Origin of the sequence: Pseudomonas sp. MYb2, from assembly GCF_002979955.1 — a bacterium.
Taxonomy (GTDB): domain Bacteria; phylum Pseudomonadota; class Gammaproteobacteria; order Pseudomonadales; family Pseudomonadaceae; genus Aquipseudomonas.
Map to the genome: position 1 here is coordinate 60,107 of NZ_PCQC01000007.1, position 17,428 is coordinate 77,534.

Here is a 17,428-nt window from a genome sequence, read left to right on the forward strand (position 1 = left end):
GCGAGCAGGCTCACTCCTACAGTTTTGACCGGTGTTCAGGTTTAGAGCGCGGAGCGAATCAGATCGCCCAGCCAGTCCATGAACACCCGCACCCGCAACGGCAAATGCCGTTGTCGCGCATACAGCAATGAAATGCCCATCGCCGGCGCGGTGAATTGCGGCAACACCGTCACCAATTCGCCGTTTTCCAGATGCGGTTGCATGCCGGTGCGCGGCACCTGAGTCAGACCGAAGCCGCCGAGGCACGCCGACTCGTAAGCGTCAGTGCTGTTGACCGTAATGCTGCCAGCCATCGGCAAGCGTTTCACCTGGCCGCCCTCCTCGTACACAAACCCTTCCGAACGCGAACCGAGCACGCCGACGTAATGCACCAGTCGATGCTGCGCGAGATCTTCCAGCGACTGCGGCACACCGTAGCGTTCGAGGTAAGCGGGGCTGGCGCAATTGACCATGGGGAAGTCACCGAGGTGCCGCGCGACCACCGATTGATCCGGCTGCGCGCCAATCCTCACCACGCAATCGAACCCTTCGCTGAGCAAGTCGACGCGGCGGTCGGTGCTGCTGATTTCCAGTTCCAGATGCGGGTGCCGATCCATGAACTGCGGCAGGCGCGGCATGACCAGGCGCCGCGCGAGAATGTTCGGCAGGTCGACACGAATGCGCCCGGTCAGCGACGCTTCGTCCTGTCGAAACAAGCCTTCGATCTCGTCCATGTGCGAGAGCAGATCCTTGCTGCGTTCGTACAGCACCAGACCGTCCTGAGTCGCCTGCACCTTGCGCGTGGTGCGTTGCAACAGGCGCGTGCCGAGCAGCGCTTCCAGCGCTTGCACGTGTTCGGACACCGTTGAGCGGGGCAGTCCGAGGCTTTCCCCGGCGAGAGTGAAACTCGACAGTTCGCTGACCCGGACGAAGGTGCGCAGCAGTTCCAGTTTGTTCATGGGCCACCTATTGATTGTTCGGCTTAACCGATCAGTGATTCCGGATTCAGCCTGTTTATCACCACAGGGCGGATAAATAAACTTTGATCCATCACCTGATCACTCACGGCAATCGAGGAAAAACCATGAATCGCAAAATCGCATTGATCACTGGCGCCAGTCGTGGCCTGGGCAAAAACGCTGCACTGCACCTCGCCGCGCAAGGCATCGACATCATTGGCACTTACAACAGCCGCGCCGATGAAGCCCAGGCGCTGGTCGCCGAAGTGCAGGCTCTCGGCGGCAAAGCCGTGATGCTGCAGCTGGACGTTGGCCGTAGCGAGAGCTTTGCCGATTTCGCTACACGTGTTGAGCAAGCGTTACAGCAGACCTTCGACCGCCAGCGCTTTGATTTCCTGATCAACAACGCCGGGGTCGGCTTGCATGCCGGTTTCGCCGAGACCACCGTCGAGCAATTCGACCTGCTGATGAATGTGCACCTCAAAGGGCCGTTCTTCCTGACCCAGCAACTCTTGCCACTGATCAACGACGGCGGGCGGATCATCAACATTTCCAGTGGTCTAGCGCGTTTCACCATTGCCGGCGCCAGCGCTTATGCCGCAATGAAAGGCGCGATTGAAGTCCTGACCCGCTATCAGGCGAAAGAGCTGGGCGCACGGCAGATTGCCGTGAATACCTTGGCGCCAGGTGCGATTGAAACCGACTTTGGCGGCGGCACCGTTCGCGACAACACGGCAGTGAATGCGATGGTCGCCGACAACACTGCGCTGGGTCGTGCCGGTCAGCCGGATGACATTGGCGGGGCGTTGGCGCTGTTGCTGTCGCCGGGTGCGCAGTGGATCAATGGCCAACGGGTTGAAGCCTCTGGGGGCATGTTCCTCTAACTTCACTGAAAACATTTAACGCCTGTAGAAGCTGCCGAAGGCTGCGATCTTTTGATCTTGTCTTTAAAAACAAAATCAAAAGATCGCAGCCTGCGGCAGCTCCTACACGGGGATCGGTGTTAGTTCTGACAGGCGTTGCGAGTCATGAAGCGCTCGCGCACCACGTCATATCCCCAGTGATACACATAGGTGTACGGCAGGAAAAACAACAACACGCCGATGTCGAGCAAGAACGCCTGCCACAGGCTGACCGACAGCCACCAGGCAATCAGCGGCACGCCCATCACGATCAAACCACCCTCGAACAGCAACGCGTGTACCACCCGTACCCAGGCGTTGTGTGCAACATTCATTCGCACAAGCATGCGGTCGAAGAAGCGGTTGAACACCACGTTCCAGCCCAGCGCCAGCATGGCGATCAATACTGTCACCGCGCCCATTTCAAGCATCGGTTTTTGCATGATCCACGCCAGCAACGGGGTGCAGATCAGAATCGCCAACAATTCGAAACCGATGGCCTGGAAAATACGTTCAGTGATGGATTTGTGGGCAGTCATGACCTGAGTCCTTGAGTGAAGATGGTTGCCATGATCTATGCTCGCATCGATACTTCATAACCAATAACCATCGATCAAGGCGATAGTTGATGATTTCGCAGGAAGTGCTGCTGGCATTTGTCCAGGCTGCCACGCAAGGTTCGTTTTCGGCAGCGGCGCGCAAGCTCGGGCGCAGCCAGTCGACCATCAGCGCGGCGGTGGCCAGCCTGGAGATTGATCTGGATCTGCAGCTGTTCGATCGCAGCAGCCGCAAACCGACGCTGACTCCGGCCGGGCATGTGATGCTGCAACGCGCCGAGGCGATTCTGGCGGCCAGCAGTCGCCTGGAAATGACTGCGCGGCAGTTGTCCCAAGGCGTCGAACCGAAGCTGACGGTGGCGATTTCCGATACTTATCAGTCGTACCGTTTTGAAGCGGCGCTGGTGGGGTTTGAGCAGCGTTATCCGGATCTGGAGCTGGAATGTCTGATCGCCGAATGCGATGACCTGGTCGAGTTGGTGCAGCGTGGTCGCGCGCATCTGGCGTTCGCTGAAATGCAAGAGAACTACCCGCCGGATCTGGTCACCTCGACGGTGGCCGAGCGTACGGAAATTGCCTTGTTCGTTAATCGCGACCATGCGCTGGCCAAGCTCGATCACATTGATCAGCACATCCTGGAACAGCATCGCGAATTGCGTCTGGCGACCATCGTCAATCCTTATGACAGTCGCGGCAAAGGTCGGGTGTGGTCGGCGCCGAGTTATTTGATGCTGCTGGAAATGGCCGAGAAAGGTTTTGGCTGGGCGCCGTTGCCGCGTTGGCTGGCGCAGCGCTTTGGCAATGATTTGCTGGTGGAGTTGAAGGTGCGCGGCTGGCCGAAACCGGTGTTTGTCGATGCGTTGTGGTCGCGGCTGTATCCGCCGGGGCCGGCGGGGAGTTGGTTGCTCAGCAAGATGCTGGAATAGCGGTGAAGAGAGAGCCACCCTCACCCCAGCCCTCCCGAAACGTCGGACCGCCCGGTGGGAGAGGGAGCCGACCGAGGTGTCTTGGGTCAGACATCGACCTGAAAGACCGAGTCGATTATGGATGTTTAGCTACGGTATACACCTCGATTATGGATTCACAGCTGAGCTTTCAGGTCGGTGAAATTCTCCAATATCCCCCAATCGGTCCCCTCTCCCACTGGGAGAGGGCTAGGGTGAGGGCAATTCCAGCGCCGAAAGCCGCCCTTCAATAAACCGCCGTTCCGGCTCCTGCCGGGTCAGCTCCAACGCCCGCAAATACGCCGCCCTCGCCTCTTCCACCCTGCCCAACTGCCGACAAAACTCCGCCCGCGCCGAATGCACCAAGTGATAATCCTGCAACTCCCCCCGCGCCAAAATCCCTTCAATCAGATTCAACCCCGCCAGCGCGCCGTCGCGCTTGGCCACCGCCACCGCCCGGTTCAACTCGATTACCGGCGAAGGCACTGCCCGCAACAGTACGTCATACAAGCCAATGATCTGCTCCCAATCCGTCTCCCCCGCCGTCGGCGCCTCAGCATGAACCGCCGCAATCGCCGCCTGCAAACAATACGGCCCAAACCGCCGCGTGGTCAGCGCGCGCTCAACCAGCGCACAACCTTCAGCGATCAGATCGGCATCCCAACGCGAGCGATCCTGATCATCCAGCAGCACCAGTTCACCACCCGGCGAAGTGCGCGCCGAGCGTCGCGATTCGTGCAACAGCATCATCGCCAACAGCCCCATGACCTCAGGCTCCGGCAGCAACTCCATCAACAGTCGCCCCAGCCGGATCGCCTCGCGCGTCAGATCTTCGCGGGTCAATTCAGCCCCGCCCGACGCCGAATACCCCTCGTTGAACACCAGATAAATCACCCGCAACACACTGTCGAGGCGCTCGGGCAATTCGCTCAGGCTCGGTACTTGATAAGGAATTTTCGCATCACGAATCTTGGCTTTCGCCCGCACGATGCGTTGAGCAATCGCCGCCGGTGCCGAAAGAAACGCGCGGGCAATTTCCTCGGTGGTCAGGTCGCAGACTTCACGCAAGGTCAGCGGCACTTGCGCATCCGCCGCCAGCGCCGGGTGGCAGCAGGTGAAGATCAGCCGCAGACGATCGTCTTCCACGTCTTCGCCACTCCAATCGGCCTGTTCGAGTTCTTCCAGTTGCGCGACCAATATGGGCTGCGAAGCCTTGAACCGCGCACGGCGGCGCAACACATCAATCGCTTTGAAACGCCCGGTCGAGACCAGCCAGGTGCGCGGATTGTCCGGCACGCCGTCGCGTTGCCAGCGCTCGACCGCGACGAAGAACGCCTCGTGCAAGGCTTCTTCGGCGAGGTCGAAATCACCGAGCAGACGAATCAGCGTCGCCAGAATCCGCCGCGAGTCTTCGCGATAGACCTGCTCGACCCGCGACCGGACCTCAGACATTCAACTGCCGCACCGGGCGCACTTCAACGCTGCCGACCCGCGCCGCCGGAATGTTGCCGGCGACCTGAATCGCTTCGTTGAGATCCTTGGCGTCGATCAGGTAGAAGCCGGCCAGTTGCTCCTTGGTTTCGGCAAACGGGCCGTCGGTGATCGACAGTTTGCCGTTGCGCATCCTGACGGTCGTGGCGGTCTGCACCGACTCCAGCGCCTCGGCGGCGACCATCCGCCCGCTGCCCTGAATCGACTCGGCGTAGGCCCAGCACTCGGCGTCTTCCGGGCTGTCGGGCGATGAATGCAGCAGGTGCTCATCGCTGTAGACCAGGCATAAATACTTCATGGCGTTCTCCTGAATCGGACGGTTCAACTATGGTTGAAGATCAGGGAGTCACATCGAACAGGGTCGCGCCGCTCATCGGATCGAACGGCGCCGACCAATGTTCATGGGCGATTTTCCACGCCCCGCCGACTTGCCGATAGCAGGCGGTGACGCGCATCCAGCAGCTCTGGGTTTCGCCTTTTTCATTGGTGCCGCCGCAGTTGGCAACCCAGTGGGCGAAGGCGATGTTGTCGGCGCTTTCGATGACGATTTCCTCGAATTCGAAGACGTGCGGTCCGGGGCACATTTCCATGCACGCCACCCAGTGCTCGCGGTAAGCCGCTTTACCCTTGAATTGCAGGGCCTTGATCGCATCGAACGAGACGATGTCATCGGCATACAACGCCATGACTTTCTCCACGTCCTTGGTCATGACGGCTTCGCGGTAGGTGTTGATCAGGGTCTGTATTTCAGATTGTGCACTCATGGTGTTCTCCGTGGTTTTTGTTGTGAAGACACCCTTAGTCGTTCGGCAAATGGGCAGATCGACAGATGAAACAAAAAAAATCCGCGAAGGACAAAATCGCTAGAATCGGCGACTTACCTTGTAGGAAAAAGGAAATTCCCGTGTCAGCCCAACTCGTGCCGTACGACAGCCTGAACGCCTTGCAGCGTCAGCAAGTCGAGGCAATTGAAATCCATGCCGAGCAGATCAAATTCTCTGGCGATATCCACGGCGCTTTGCACACCCTACTGTCGAAACCCGGCCCGGGCGTGAAAGGCTTTGCGCTGTTGGCGGATGACGTGCCGGTGGCGTTTTTGCTGCTCAAACGCCCGCCGGTGTTGCCAGCCTGGGCCGATGAACACAGCGCCACCTTGCATGCGTTGCAGGTCGATCGCCGCGCGCAGGGCAAGGGTTACGGCAAGGCTTGTCTGCAAGCGCTGCCCGAGGTTGCGCGTCAGGCCTGGCCGGAGATCAAGGGGCTGGAATTGTCGGTAGATGCGGATAACGACGCGGCCATCGCGCTGTACGCCAAGCACGGCTACGTCGACAGCGGTGAAGCGTACAAGGGCCGGATCGGTTATGAACGGCGCATGGGCCTGGTTTTCTAAGTCATCGAGGGATGCACGATGATCGATTCAATCGAAGCGCTGGAAGCGATTTACGGACTGCCCCACGAGCGGGCGGTGCGCAAGCAGATCGGTTTTCTCAACGAGGATTATCAGGCGATGGTGCGGGTTTCGCCGCTGGTGATCGTCAGCTCGGTGGGGGCTGATGGCCTGGATAATTCGCCGCGCGGGGATGCGCCGGGCTTTGTGCGGATCATTGATCAAAACACCCTGGCCCTGCCGGATCGCCCGGGCAACAACCGCATCGATACCCTGCGCAACGTGCTGCAGGATTCGCGGGTGTCGCTGCTGTTCATCATTCCGGGGATTGGCGAGACGTTGCGGGTCAATGGCACCGCGGTGATCAGCGCAGAGCCGGCGCTGCTGGAGAGTTTTGCGGTGAATGGCAAACCGGCGAAAACAGTGTTGCTGGTGACGGTGGAGGCGGCGTTTTTTCATTGCTCGAAAGCGTTCGTCCGTTCGGATGCGTGGAATCCGCAAACGCACCTGCCGCGCTCGGCCCTGCCCTCTGCCGGCGCCTTCCACAAACGTCTGAACGATGGCGAGTTCGACGCTGAAACCTACGACCGTGAAGCGCCGAAACGGGTCACCGACACTCTCTACTGACACAACGCGGTCCCTTGTAGGAGTGAGCCTGCTCGCGATAGCGGTGTGCCAGTTAAATTAATGTTGACTGACACTCCGCCATCGCGAGCAGGCTCACTCCTACAGGTTTTGATCAGTGCTGGGTTAGAGGGTAAGGATCATCTCGTGCCACGCCATGCCGCCGTGATCCGACTCCGATGGCTTGATGTAGGCAAAGCCAAACCCGGCATACAGCGGAATATGCTTTTCCTTGCACATCAGGTGAATCGTCGCTTTATCCATCCCGCGCATACGCTCGATGAACTCGCCCATCAAGCGCTTGGCCAAACCCTGCCCCTGATAATCCGGATGCACCACCACCGACATGATCACCACGTTCGGGCCTTTCGGGTCATGGCCGATCAACTCTTTGAACGCCTCGTCCGACATCTGCACGTCAAACGCCGCGCCGGAATTGACGAAACCGGCGACCACGCCATCCACCTCAGCGACGATAAAACCTTCCGGCCAAGTGGCGATTCGCGTGGCGATCTTCTCGCGAGTGGCGGCTTCGTCACCTTCGTAGGCAACGGTTTCGATGGCGTAGCAGCGGTCCAGATCGGCAGCGGTGACGTTGCGTATGACGGTGTTCATGGCGGCTCGGAAATCAGCAGAAGAAAGTGCCGAAAGGATAAAGGAATCAGGGAGCCATATCGATGCGCTCATCGCGCAAACAAAAAGGCGGATCAGTGATCCGCCTTTTGGTCTGTGTGCTCAGGCCTTGGTATCGACCGGCACGCAGATTTCCAGTTTGCCGGTGTGCAGCTTCGGATTGAAGTCCGCGCTGTAACGCTCCAGTTCAGGGGCGTTGAGTTCCACGTAGTGGGAGGACGGCAACCAGGTCTTGTAGATGTATTGCAGGGTCTGCGGCAACTGGTCGAGCGGCCCTGAATGTTCAAACACCGCGTACTGCCGAGGCAGCACTTCGACCCATTGGTAGACCTTCTGGTCGAGGTCATCGAGCTTGCTGATTTCCACTCCGGCGATGTAATCGAAGCCGCCCTTGCCATCGAAGTTGCTGCAGACACCGTAGGTCACTTCGTTCTTTTGCCCCTGGATCTTTCCTAGGTGCGGCAAGAACTTTTCCCACAGCGCCGGGATGTCTTTTGCTGTGTCTTGGGTAAATCGACCGCGAAAGCCTGCAATCAGCAGGAAGTGTCCATGTTCGAAGCGAGGTTCAGCCACTTCGACGCGTGTTTGCTCATCCATGACTCGACTCCTGGAACAAAAAAGGGGTTCGGCTGGGAGTATAGAAAGCCAAACCCAATTCGCACGCTTACAGCGAATGCAACTGCTCGACGGCGCCCGAACCGACAAACTCGTTATAGCCGGATACGATCACGTACACCGCGAAATAGCAGAAGATCGCTGCAGATGCCAGATAGGAATAGCGCAACAGCTTGTCGCCCAGCAGTTTGCCACCGTGGCTCGCGGCGAAGCACAAACCCGCCGACCACAACAGTCCGGCGCAAAGGAAACCGCCGAGGAACAACGCCGAACTCAGCGGGCCGCCGCCACCGGAACGGGCGATCAAGGTGCCGCCGACCGCTGCAAACCAGAGAATCGCGCTTGGCGATGACATAGCGAGAAAAATCCCACGGAAGAACTCCTTGCGATGGGAGTTCTGCCCTACCTCGGCGGTCGCGGCCAGTTGCGCTTCGTGATGGATCGCCGAGTAAATCATCTTCGCCGCAAAGTAGATCAGCAGCGCCGAACCACCGATCCACAGGACCCAGCGCACGGTTTCGAACTGCAGCAAAACGGTCATGCCGGCCAGCGCCAGCACCGCGTAGATCAGGTCGCCGACGCAGGTGCCGAGGCCCAGCGCAAAGCCCTGAAAGTAACCGCGCTGCATCGCCAGGGTGATCATCGCAATGTTGGCCACGCCGATATCCAGGCACAGCGAGAGGCTCAGCAAGAAGCCGCTGGTGAATTCCATCTACCGATTTCCTTGGGACAAAATTGTTTACAAACGGGCTGGACAGTATGCCATCACTGACCTTATCTTCCGCCACAGGTCACCGCAGTGACCAGCGTCGCTCGGACGGTTCCGGGCGCTTACGTTATCCGAGGCAACAATGGCTGAACAAGGTTCGCCGCGCCGCTTTGCGCGCATAGATCGACTCCCCCCTTATGTTTTCAACATCACCGCCGAGCTGAAGATGGCCGCGCGTCGTCGTGGTGAAGACATCATCGACTTGAGCATGGGCAACCCCGACGGCGCCACGCCGCCGCACATTGTCGAAAAACTTGTACAAGTCGCCCAACGCGACGACACCCACGGTTACTCCACATCCAAGGGCATTCCGCGCCTGCGCCGGGCGATTTCCAACTGGTACAAGCAGCGTTACGAGGTCGATATCGACCCGGAAAGCGAAGCCATCGTCACCATCGGTTCCAAGGAAGGCCTGGCGCATCTGATGCTGGCCACCCTGGACCAGGGCGACACCGTACTGGTGCCGAACCCGAGCTATCCGATTCACATCTACGGTGCGGTGATTGCCGGTGCCCAGGTGCGTTCGGTACCGCTGGTGCCGGGAGTGGATTTCTTCGATGAACTGGAACGGGCCATTCGCGGTTCGATTCCGAAGCCGAAAATGATGATCCTCGGTTTCCCGTCGAACCCGACTGCACAGTGCGTGGAACTGGATTTCTTCGAACGGGTGATCGCCCTCGCCAAGCAGTACGACGTGCTGGTAATTCACGACCTGGCCTACGCCGACATCGTCTATGACGGCTGGAAAGCGCCGTCGATCATGCAAGTGCCGGGGGCCAAAGACATCGCGGTGGAGTTTTTCACCCTGTCCAAAAGCTACAACATGGCCGGCTGGCGTATCGGTTTCATGGTCGGTAATCCGGAACTGGTCAACGCGCTGGCGCGAATCAAGAGCTACCACGACTACGGCACCTTCACCCCGCTGCAAGTGGCGGCAATTGCCGCGCTGGAAGGCGATCAGCAATGCGTGCGCGATATCGCCGAGCAGTATCGTCAGCGTCGCAACGTGCTGGTCAAAGGCCTGCATGAACTGGGCTGGATGGTCGAGAATCCTAAGGCTTCGATGTATGTCTGGGCGAAGATTCCTGAGCAGTACGCGCATCTGGGTTCGCTGGAATTCGCCAAGAAACTGCTGGCCGAAGCCAAGGTGTGCGTCTCGCCGGGGGTGGGGTTTGGTGAGTATGGCGACGATCATGTGCGCTTTGCGCTGATCGAAAACCAGGACCGCATTCGTCAGGCTGTACGCGGAATTCGCGGGATGTTCCGGGCGGATGGCCTAGCCCCGAAATCCATTGCCTGACGCACTGATCGTTCCCACGCTCCGCGTGGGAATGCAGCCCGGGACGCTCCGCGTCCCAAAGCGGACGCAGAGCGTCCATTGAGGCATTCCCACGCAGAGCGTGGGAACGATCACCCACAAAAAAACCGCATCGCTGCGGTTTTTTTGTGTCTGCAAGAAGCTGTTTACACGAACAGCGACAGCAGCAGGATAAAGCCCAACGCAACCACCGAGAGGATGGTTTCCATCGCCGTCCAGGTCTTGAACGTCTCGGCCACGGTCATGTTGAAGTACTGCTTCACCAGCCAGAAACCGGCGTCGTTCACGTGCGACAGGATCAGCGAACCGGCGCCGGTAGCGAGTACCAGCAGCTCACGGTTAACGCCCGGAATCATCCCCACCACCGGCACCACAATGCCCGCGCCAGTAATGGTTGCCACAGTCGCCGAACCGGTCGCGATACGAATCACCGCCGCCACCAGCCACGCCAGCAGGATCGGCGAGATCTGTGCGCTCACTGCCATGTGTCCGATCACGTCGCCCACACCGCTGGTGACCAGCATCTGCTTGAAGCCACCGCCGGCACCGATGATCAGGATGATCGCCGCGGTTGGCGCCAGGCTCGCGTCGAGCCACTTGAGCATTTGCTGGGAACCGATGCCCTGCTTGTGACCGAAGGTGTACAGCGACAGCAGCAACGCCAGCAGCAGTGCAGAGATCGGGTGACCGATCATGTCCATCCAGGTGCGGAAGAAGTGACCGTCGGGCAGCGCCACGTCAGCGAAGGTTTTCAGCAACATCAGGAACACCGGCAGCAGCACGGTGACCAGGGTGATGCCGAAGCTCGGCAGCTTGGCCGAGTCGTCGTTCTCACGGGCCAGTTGATCGACCAGCTCCTGGTTCGGGTGACCAGGAATGTGCTTGGCGATGAACGTACCGAAGATCGGACCGGCAATGATCGCGGTCGGCAGCGCAACGATCAGACCGTAGAGAATGGTCTTGCCGATGTCAGCGCCGAACACGCCGATGGCCAGCAGCGGGCCCGGGTGCGGTGGCACCAGACCGTGCACGGCGGACAGGCCGGCGAGCAACGGGATACCGATCTTGATGATCGACACGCCGGTGCGGCGCGCAACGATGAACACCAGCGGAATCAGCAGAACAAAACCGATCTCGAAGAACAGCGGAATGCCCACCAGGAATGCAGCGAACATCATCGCCCACTGGACTTTGTCCTTGCCGAACGCGCGGATCAGGGTCTGGGCGATCTGATCCGCTCCGCCCGACTCGGCCATCATTTTGCCGAGCATGGTGCCCAGCGCGAGGATGATGCCGACGAAACCGAGCACGCCACCGAAGCCGTCCTGGAACGCTTTGATGATGGTGCCGATCGGCATGCCGGAGGTGAGGCCGAGGAACGCGGCGGCGATGGTCAGGGAAATAAACGGGTGCAGCTTGAACTTGGTGATCAGGACAATCAGTCCGATCACCGTGACCACTGCATCGAGCAGCAGAAACGCGTCGTGGGACATGCCAAACATTGGGGGTGTCTCCTGGATTGTTGTTGTTATTAAAGCGGGTTAAACAGAAGTCGGGTGGACAGCGCTATCTCTTTCAACACACTCATACCGCCTGTTTCAGACCGTGGGCTTGCCACCAGACGTGAGCCTGGGACGCCAGTTCGTCAACGCTGTGGATCGAAGCGTTCAGCGCCAGGGTCAACGGCTCGCCCTTCGGCGATTCGAGGGTGGCGAACTGGCTTTCGATCAGCGTGGCCGGCATGAAGTGGCCCGGACGATGGGACACACGCTCAGCGGCAACTTCAGGGGTCAATTCAAGAAACACGAAGCCCAGGCCCGGCAAGGCGCTGCGCAACACTTCGCGATAACTGTGTTTAAGGGCCGAGCAGGTCAGCACCGGGCGTTTGCCCAGTGCATCGACACGACGCAACTCATCGCACAGGCTGTCGAGCCAGCCGGCACGGTCGTCGTCGTTCAGGGGGATCCCCGCGCTCATCTTTTCGATGTTCGCGGCCGGATGAAAAGTATCGCCTTCAATGGCAGTGGCGCCGCTCAATTGGCACAGGGCCTCGCTGACGCACGTCTTGCCGCAACCGGCAACGCCCATGATGACCAGGGCGGTGATGGGATGACTCATATAACACCTCAGCGCGCAGACAGCGCTACCTTTGCTAGCTATGACTCTAGTGCACAGGCAGAAGTTGCCGACGCCTTCTTGTCGTTTTTTTGGGTTGCAGCAGGTTTGTTCCCAACGCCAAAAAGCGAAGATCAGGCAGGACCTCGCTTACGCATTTACAGCTGCATCAGGACAGCGCTACCTTAGTGCCTTGATTTTTGTTTGGCAAGCCGTCGATGACCACCCCTAAAAACGATAAAAATACCCGCACCACCGGCCGTCCCACCCTGAATGAAGTTGCCCGCCTGGCCGGTGTCAGCCCGATTACCGCCTCCCGCGCCTTGCGCGGGGTCAGCACCGTGGCTACCGAACTGGTGGAAAAAGTCCAGAAAGCCGCCCTCGAACTCAACTATGTCGTGAACCCTGCCGCCCGCGCGCTGGCCTCGGCGCAGAGCCATTCTGTCGTCGTGCTGGTGCCGTCGCTGTCCAACCTGTTGTTCATTGATACGCTGGAAGCCATTCATCGGGTGCTCACGCCCAAGGGCTTCGAAGTGCTGATCGGCAACTTCCACTATTCGCGCGATGAAGAAGAAAACCTGCTGCGCAACTACATGGCCTATCAGCCGCGCGGTTTCCTGTTGACCGGGTTTGATCGCACGGAAAGCTCACGGCGCATGATCGAAGCCAGCAACATTCCCTGCGTGTACATGATGGAGCTGGACAGCGCCGCTGGCGTGAACTGCGTGGGCTTCTCGCAACTGAGTGCCGGAGAGACCGCGGCTGAGCACTTGCTGTCCCGTGGGCGCAAACGTCTGGCGTATATCGGCGCGCAACTTGATCAGCGTACGCTGCTGCGCGGTGAAGGTTTTCGCAAAGCGTTGCAGAAAGCCGGGCGTTACGACCCGGACCTGGAAGTGCTGACGCCGCGTGCTTCGTCGGTAGGATTGGGTGGTGAATTGTTTTTGCAGTTGCTTGCGGCGCATCCGGATGTCGATGCGATCTTCTTTGGCAACGATGACCTGGCGCAGGGTGCATTGCTGGAAGCGTTGCGCCACAGCATCAAGATTCCCGAGCAAGTGGCGATTCTCGGCTTCAACGACTTGCCGATGTCCGAGCACATGGTGCCGCGCCTGAGCAGCATCAACACCCCGCGTGAAGCGATTGGCCGGCGGGCGGCAGAGCAGATGCTGACGCTGATGGCCGGTAACAGCGTGGCGCGGCCGGTTGAAGACATGGGCTTTGAACTGAAGATCCGCGAAAGTACCTGACCCCTGAAATCCCTGTGGGAGCTGGCTTCACCGATCGTTCCCACGCTCTGCGTGGGAATGCCTCAACGGACGCTCCGCGTTCGGCTTTTGATGGGACGCAGAGCGTCCCGGGCTGCATTCCCACGCAGAGCGTGGGAACGATCAACACAGGGGCTTGTGTTGGGCTCAGTGGCTGAGCAAGTCAACGAGGGCCAAGGCGCCTTTCTGTAGTGGCTGGCTCTTGAGCCACACCGCGTGCACCGGCATTACCAGACCGTTTTCGATGTTGCGAAAATTCAGGCGTTGCAGTTGGCCGCTGTCCAGTCGCGGTTGCACCACCGACAACGGAAAGTTGCCCCAGCCCAATCCCGCCTCGACCATTTCCATCGCCGTCTCCAGGCTGTCGGTGCGCCAATATGATTGCGCCACCAACGGTCGCGTCTCACTGATCGGCAGATCACGGCTGGCGACGATGATCTGCCGCACCTGCACCAGGTCTTCAAGGAACACGTCCTGCCCCTGCAATAGCGGACTGTCCGCTGCCAGCGTGGCAATCATGCGTTCGCTGCCGACGAACTGAAAACGCTCAAGCACATTCATGCTCAACCCGGCGAACGCCAGGCACACACTGACCCGACCACTGTGCAGCATCGCCAGCACGTCATCCTGCGGCGCCGTCAGCACTTCGATATCGAGCAGCGGATGCCGCGCGGCGATCACCTTGATCGCCGCCAGCAAACGACGGCGGTCGATGTCCGCGACCACGCCAATCGACAGCTTGCTTTCCAGCCCCAGCGACAGCTCCACCGCGTGCACTTGCAGTTGTTTGAGCTGCTCGGCGATCAACCGCGCATGGGGTACAAGCGTCAGCGCCATTGCCGTCGGTTGTGGCTCACGATGGCTGCGGTCAAACAGCAGATAACCGAGCTCAGCCTCAAGATTGCCGATACCCATGCTCACGGCCGAGGGGACTTTGCCCAAGGCTCGCGCAGCCGCCGAAAACGAACCGCGCTCAATGACGGCGAGAAACAGCTCAATGCTGTCGCTGTTGAAATTCACTTCACATACCTATCAATAAAACTGAAAGTAGCTGACTTTTTCTGTCACCCCTATTGAAGCTATCTTTCGTCGCCTTCGCCAGTCCCGCTGGCCAACAAACGGCAAGAAAGAGGCAATTCCCCATGCAAGGCGTCAAACGCAAACTGGTCTACGTGTCGCTCTACGAAGTGATCGGCATGACCTTCTCGGCTCTGGGCCTGGCACTGTTATCCGGCACCTCGCCAGGCAGCACCGGGCCATTGGCGGTGATCATCACCACCATCGCCGTGACCTGGAACTTCATTTACACCTCGCTGTTCGAGTGCTGGGAAAGCCGCCAGGTGTCGCGCACGCGCACGGTCAAACGCCGCATCGCCCACGCCGTGGGTTTTCAACTGACGTTGATCGTGTTCCTGATTCCGTTGATCGCCTGGTGGATGAATATCAGTCTGGTACAGGCGTTTCTGCTGGATCTGGCGCTGATCATCTTCATCCCGTGCTACACCTTTGCCTTCAACTGGCTGTTTGACCGGATTTTCGGGCTGCCAGCCTCGGCGCTACCGAATTCGGCGGCTGCGGCATAAATCGTTAATTCGTAAGCAGATATTGCTAGAAATCAGCGGTTTAACCGGTTAAACCGCCGATATTCACAATCCGTCAACTCCGATAGCAGGCTAAGCTTTTCCATCAATAAAAAATGGATCAGCCCATGACTGCTCACGCCCCCGCCGCCGCGCAAAGCGACGGCATCGACCCGATTCGCGCCGCTCAGGTGTCCGCCCGCATCGACCGTCTCCCTGCGGTCTCAACGATATGGCGCCTGGTGGCGCTGCTGTCGATTGGCGGCTTCTTCGAACTTTACGACTTGTTTCAGACCGCCTACATCAGCCCAGGCCTGATCCGCGACGGCATCTTTGCTACCGGCGTTCAGGGCGTGTTCGGCTTCTCCGATCAAGCGGCGTTTGCCTCGGCGACTTTTCTTGGGCTGTTCCTCGGCGCCAGTCTGCTCAGCCCGTTGGCAGACCGTTTCGGCCGCCGCGCGATCTTCACCTTCGCACTGATCTGGTACACGGTCGCCACCGTGTTGATGGGCGTTCAGAGTTCGGCGCTGGGCATCATCTGCATGCGCTTTCTGGTCGGCATCGGCTTGGGTATCGAACTGGTGACCATCGACGCTTACCTCTCGGAACTGGTGCCCAAACGCATGCGCAGTTCGGCGTTTGCCTTCGCGTTTTTCGTGCAGTTTCTCTCAGTGCCGGCGGTGGCGTTGATGTCGTGGTGGCTAGTGCCGCAAGCGCCGTTCGGCGTGTCCGGCTGGCGTTGGGTGGTGTTGGCCAGCGCGGTGTTTGCGTTGTTTATCTGGTGGCTGCGCAAACGTCTGCCGGAGTCGCCGCGCTGGTTGGCGCAGCATGGTCGGTTCGACGAGGCCAACCGGATTCTCGATGGCATCGAAGCGCGATGCGCGAAGGATCACGGTAAAGCGCTGGATGCTCCTGAAGCCGTTTCGGTCGACGTCGAAGGCAAGGGCCGCTTCGCCGACATCTGGCAGCCACCCTATCGCCGTCGCGCATTGATGCTGATCGTCTTCCACATCTTCCAGGCCATCGGTTTCTTCGGTTTCGGTAACTGGTTGCCGGCGTTGCTGTCCGGCCAGGGCGTCAGCGTCACCCACAGTTTGATGTACGCCTTCATCATCACCCTCGCCTACCCGCTTGGGCCGTTGCTGTTCGTGAAGTTCGCCAACCGCTTCGAGAACAAATGGCAAATCGTCGGCTCGGCCCTCGGTGCAATGACCTTCGGTACCTTGTTTGCGCTGCAGACCAGCGCGTTCGGGCTGATCTTCTGCGGGGTGATGATCACCTTCTGCAACGCCTGGCTGAGCTTCAGCTATCACTCGTACCAGAGCGAACTGTTCCCGACCAATATTCGCGCCCGCGCGGTAGGTTTCTGCTATTCGTTCAGTCGCTTGTCGACGGTATTCAGCAGTCTGTTGATTGGCTTTTTCCTCGACAGCTTCGGCACGCCGGGCGTCTTGGCATTCATCGCCAGCAGCATGCTCATCGTGATGCTGACCATCGGCTGGTTCGGCCCGCGCACGCGTAATCTGGCGCTGGAGAACATTGCCCATCGCTGACGACGCAGCGGTCATCGCCTGCCGCGCAACGGCAAGAGATGACCGCTCCAACTCTGAGCAAAGACAACAAGCAATTGAAATATAAGGACTTATCCGCGAGGCACGGTAATTGCTCCATAACCGCCGTCAGCAATTACCCACAGGTTCAGTCATCATGTTGGTCAATGCCAAACAACCTTTAATCATCCACCTGCCCAAACAGGTCAATGACGACGCAACGGCCACCGCGGCCGCCGGTCTGCAGAGCGGCCTGCACGGCGCCATGCTGCAAACCCTGCAGAATCAGAGCCAACTGCAATCCGCGCAGACCGCCTCCACCGTGCAGGCGTCGGCCACCCAGATCGCCACGCAGCAAGTCAGCGAAGCGACGCGCATCAGCGACAACGTCGACGAGGCTTTCGCCAAGACGCGTGTCGGCCTGCAATCTACCGATACCTCCGATGCCACCAAGACCACCGGCACTTCGGCCACCGACGAGTTCAAGGACTACATGAGCAAGTCGCCGGAACAGCGCCTGCGCGACAGCATCCTCCAGAGCATGGGCATCACCGAAGACGACATCAAAGCCATGCCGCCGGAGAAACAACTGGCCATCGGCAAAGAGATCGCCGAGCGTTTGCAGGACAAGATGAAGTTGGCGCAGGCGGAAAAAGACAACGATGTGAAGGACAGCGACAAGCAGGCGGACAAGTTTCTTGCCGCACTCTGATCTCGGGTCTAAATGAAAAATCCCT

General features: G+C 59.3%; 20 protein-coding genes. 9 read left to right on the plus strand and 11 right to left on the minus strand.

Annotated elements, in window-relative coordinates; all coding sequences use genetic code 11:
• Positions 1-41: 41 nt before the first annotated feature.
• Positions 42-938 carry a LysR family transcriptional regulator gene (locus CQ009_RS13775; RefSeq protein ID WP_064387615.1) on the minus strand — a complete coding sequence of 299 codons (897 nt, stop codon included), beginning with the start codon at positions 936-938 and terminating at the stop codon, positions 42-44.
• A gap of 125 nt (positions 939-1,063) precedes the next feature.
• Between CQ009_RS13775 and CQ009_RS13780 the strand changes: the two genes are divergently transcribed.
• Positions 1,064-1,822, plus strand: coding sequence for an SDR family NAD(P)-dependent oxidoreductase (locus tag CQ009_RS13780; RefSeq protein ID WP_105706928.1), 759 nt, complete (start codon positions 1,064-1,066; stop codon positions 1,820-1,822).
• A gap of 119 nt (positions 1,823-1,941) precedes the next feature.
• Here the strand turns inward: CQ009_RS13780 and CQ009_RS13785 are convergent, their stop codons facing one another.
• Entirely contained in the window at positions 1,942-2,379 is a 438-nt protein-coding gene (locus tag CQ009_RS13785) for a multidrug/biocide efflux PACE transporter (protein ID WP_105706930.1), read from the minus strand.
• An 89-nt stretch (positions 2,380-2,468) separates the two neighbouring features.
• Between CQ009_RS13785 and CQ009_RS13790 the strand changes: the two genes are divergently transcribed.
• Positions 2,469-3,323 carry a LysR family transcriptional regulator gene (locus CQ009_RS13790; RefSeq protein ID WP_105706931.1) on the plus strand — a complete coding sequence of 285 codons (855 nt, stop codon included), beginning with the start codon at positions 2,469-2,471 and terminating at the stop codon, positions 3,321-3,323.
• Between the two features lie 228 nt (positions 3,324-3,551).
• On the opposite strand, the gene CQ009_RS13795 is transcribed toward CQ009_RS13790, so the two are convergent.
• The 3 genes from CQ009_RS13795 to CQ009_RS13805 are packed head-to-tail and all read right to left on the minus strand — an operon-like array spanning position 3,552 to position 5,596.
• The gene (locus CQ009_RS13795) at positions 3,552-4,793 is read right to left on the minus strand and encodes an RNA polymerase sigma factor (RefSeq protein ID WP_105706934.1); all 1,242 of its coding nucleotides are present in this window, start codon (positions 4,791-4,793) and stop codon (positions 3,552-3,554) included.
• On the minus strand, positions 4,786-5,130 hold the full coding sequence (locus CQ009_RS13800; protein ID WP_034153360.1) for a YciI family protein: 345 nt from the start codon (positions 5,128-5,130) through the stop codon (positions 4,786-4,788). Before CQ009_RS13800 ends, CQ009_RS13795 begins: the two co-directional genes overlap by 8 nt.
• A 40-nt stretch (positions 5,131-5,170) precedes the next feature.
• A complete protein-coding gene (locus CQ009_RS13805; RefSeq protein ID WP_105706936.1) occupies positions 5,171-5,596 on the minus strand; it encodes a nuclear transport factor 2 family protein in 426 nt (141 codons plus the stop codon).
• A gap of 140 nt (positions 5,597-5,736) precedes the next feature.
• Between CQ009_RS13805 and CQ009_RS13810 the strand changes: the two genes are divergently transcribed.
• The gene (locus CQ009_RS13810; protein WP_064389188.1) at positions 5,737-6,222 is read left to right on the plus strand and encodes an N-acetyltransferase; all 486 of its coding nucleotides are present in this window, start codon (positions 5,737-5,739) and stop codon (positions 6,220-6,222) included.
• A gap of 18 nt (positions 6,223-6,240) precedes the next feature.
• Positions 6,241-6,846 carry a pyridoxamine 5'-phosphate oxidase family protein gene (locus CQ009_RS13815; RefSeq protein ID WP_105706939.1) on the plus strand — a complete coding sequence of 202 codons (606 nt, stop codon included), beginning with the start codon at positions 6,241-6,243 and terminating at the stop codon, positions 6,844-6,846.
• A gap of 123 nt (positions 6,847-6,969) precedes the next feature.
• Here the strand turns inward: CQ009_RS13815 and CQ009_RS13820 are convergent, their stop codons facing one another.
• The 3 genes from CQ009_RS13820 to CQ009_RS13830 form a co-directional block, all read right to left on the minus strand.
• Positions 6,970-7,458 carry a GNAT family N-acetyltransferase gene (locus CQ009_RS13820; RefSeq protein WP_064389186.1) on the minus strand — a complete coding sequence of 163 codons (489 nt, stop codon included), beginning with the start codon at positions 7,456-7,458 and terminating at the stop codon, positions 6,970-6,972.
• A 120-nt stretch (positions 7,459-7,578) separates the two neighbouring features.
• Positions 7,579-8,073 (minus strand): GyrI-like domain-containing protein, encoded by a 495-nt coding sequence (locus CQ009_RS13825; RefSeq protein ID WP_105706942.1) that lies wholly within the window; start codon positions 8,071-8,073, stop codon positions 7,579-7,581.
• A 67-nt stretch (positions 8,074-8,140) separates the two neighbouring features.
• Entirely contained in the window at positions 8,141-8,803 is a 663-nt protein-coding gene (locus CQ009_RS13830) for a LysE family translocator (protein WP_105706944.1), read from the minus strand.
• Between the two features lie 139 nt (positions 8,804-8,942).
• On the opposite strand from CQ009_RS13830, the gene alaC reads away from it, so the two are divergent.
• Positions 8,943-10,160 carry an alanine transaminase gene (alaC, locus tag CQ009_RS13835; RefSeq protein ID WP_105706946.1) on the plus strand — a complete coding sequence of 406 codons (1,218 nt, stop codon included), beginning with the start codon at positions 8,943-8,945 and terminating at the stop codon, positions 10,158-10,160.
• Positions 10,161-10,324: 164 nt separating this feature from the next.
• Here alaC and CQ009_RS13840 read toward each other — a convergent pair whose 3' ends face one another.
• Both CQ009_RS13840 and CQ009_RS13845 read right to left on the minus strand, forming a co-directional pair.
• Complete coding sequence (locus tag CQ009_RS13840) at positions 10,325-11,680, minus strand: GntP family permease (protein ID WP_064389183.1); 1,356 nt, start codon at positions 11,678-11,680, stop codon at positions 10,325-10,327.
• 82 nt (positions 11,681-11,762) lie between these two features.
• Positions 11,763-12,296: a gluconokinase gene (locus tag CQ009_RS13845; protein ID WP_105706948.1), complete on the minus strand. Its 534-nt coding sequence runs from the start codon at positions 12,294-12,296 to the stop codon at positions 11,763-11,765.
• A gap of 215 nt (positions 12,297-12,511) precedes the next feature.
• On the opposite strand from CQ009_RS13845, the gene CQ009_RS13850 reads away from it, so the two are divergent.
• Entirely contained in the window at positions 12,512-13,543 is a 1,032-nt protein-coding gene (locus tag CQ009_RS13850) for a LacI family DNA-binding transcriptional regulator (protein WP_105707250.1), read from the plus strand.
• Between the two features lie 165 nt (positions 13,544-13,708).
• Here CQ009_RS13850 and CQ009_RS13855 read toward each other — a convergent pair whose 3' ends face one another.
• Entirely contained in the window at positions 13,709-14,581 is an 873-nt protein-coding gene (locus tag CQ009_RS13855; protein ID WP_105706950.1) for a LysR family transcriptional regulator, read from the minus strand.
• 122 nt (positions 14,582-14,703) lie between these two features.
• Between CQ009_RS13855 and CQ009_RS13860 the strand changes: the two genes are divergently transcribed.
• From CQ009_RS13860 to CQ009_RS13870, 3 genes are all read left to right on the plus strand, one after another.
• Positions 14,704-15,144 (plus strand): PACE efflux transporter, encoded by a 441-nt coding sequence (locus CQ009_RS13860; RefSeq protein ID WP_105706952.1) that lies wholly within the window; start codon positions 14,704-14,706, stop codon positions 15,142-15,144.
• A 125-nt stretch (positions 15,145-15,269) separates the two neighbouring features.
• A complete protein-coding gene (locus CQ009_RS13865) occupies positions 15,270-16,694 on the plus strand; it encodes an MFS transporter (RefSeq protein WP_105706954.1) in 1,425 nt (474 codons plus the stop codon).
• A gap of 154 nt (positions 16,695-16,848) precedes the next feature.
• Positions 16,849-17,403, plus strand: coding sequence for a hypothetical protein (locus CQ009_RS13870; protein WP_105706956.1), 555 nt, complete (start codon positions 16,849-16,851; stop codon positions 17,401-17,403).
• Positions 17,404-17,428: the final 25 nt, after the last annotated feature.

Bases quoted from the DNA above. Each gene is read 5' to 3' on its own strand.
- CQ009_RS13780 (WP_105706928.1), top strand. From the start codon at position 1,064: ATGAATCGCAAAATCGCATTGATCACTGGCGCCAGTCGTGGCCTGGGC.
- alaC (WP_105706946.1), top strand. From the start codon at position 8,943: ATGGCTGAACAAGGTTCGCCGCGCCGCTTTGCGCGCATAGATCGACTC.
- CQ009_RS13860 (WP_105706952.1), top strand. From the start codon at position 14,704: ATGCAAGGCGTCAAACGCAAACTGGTCTACGTGTCGCTCTACGAAGTG.
- CQ009_RS13840 (WP_064389183.1), bottom strand. From the start codon at position 11,680: ATGTTTGGCATGTCCCACGACGCGTTTCTGCTGCTCGATGCAGTGGTC.
- CQ009_RS13870 (WP_105706956.1), top strand. From the start codon at position 16,849: ATGTTGGTCAATGCCAAACAACCTTTAATCATCCACCTGCCCAAACAG.
- CQ009_RS13785 (WP_105706930.1), bottom strand. From the start codon at position 2,379: ATGACTGCCCACAAATCCATCACTGAACGTATTTTCCAGGCCATCGGT.
- CQ009_RS13865 (WP_105706954.1), top strand. From the start codon at position 15,270: ATGACTGCTCACGCCCCCGCCGCCGCGCAAAGCGACGGCATCGACCCG.
- CQ009_RS13830 (WP_105706944.1), bottom strand. From the start codon at position 8,803: ATGGAATTCACCAGCGGCTTCTTGCTGAGCCTCTCGCTGTGCCTGGAT.
- CQ009_RS13815 (WP_105706939.1), top strand. From the start codon at position 6,241: ATGATCGATTCAATCGAAGCGCTGGAAGCGATTTACGGACTGCCCCAC.
- CQ009_RS13805 (WP_105706936.1), bottom strand. From the start codon at position 5,596: ATGAGTGCACAATCTGAAATACAGACCCTGATCAACACCTACCGCGAA.
- CQ009_RS13775 (WP_064387615.1), bottom strand. From the start codon at position 938: ATGAACAAACTGGAACTGCTGCGCACCTTCGTCCGGGTCAGCGAACTG.
- CQ009_RS13800 (WP_034153360.1), bottom strand. From the start codon at position 5,130: ATGAAGTATTTATGCCTGGTCTACAGCGATGAGCACCTGCTGCATTCA.
- CQ009_RS13845 (WP_105706948.1), bottom strand. From the start codon at position 12,296: ATGAGTCATCCCATCACCGCCCTGGTCATCATGGGCGTTGCCGGTTGC.
- CQ009_RS13790 (WP_105706931.1), top strand. From the start codon at position 2,469: ATGATTTCGCAGGAAGTGCTGCTGGCATTTGTCCAGGCTGCCACGCAA.
- CQ009_RS13820 (WP_064389186.1), bottom strand. From the start codon at position 7,458: ATGAACACCGTCATACGCAACGTCACCGCTGCCGATCTGGACCGCTGC.
- CQ009_RS13825 (WP_105706942.1), bottom strand. From the start codon at position 8,073: ATGGATGAGCAAACACGCGTCGAAGTGGCTGAACCTCGCTTCGAACAT.
- CQ009_RS13795 (WP_105706934.1), bottom strand. From the start codon at position 4,793: ATGTCTGAGGTCCGGTCGCGGGTCGAGCAGGTCTATCGCGAAGACTCG.
- CQ009_RS13850 (WP_105707250.1), top strand. From the start codon at position 12,512: ATGACCACCCCTAAAAACGATAAAAATACCCGCACCACCGGCCGTCCC.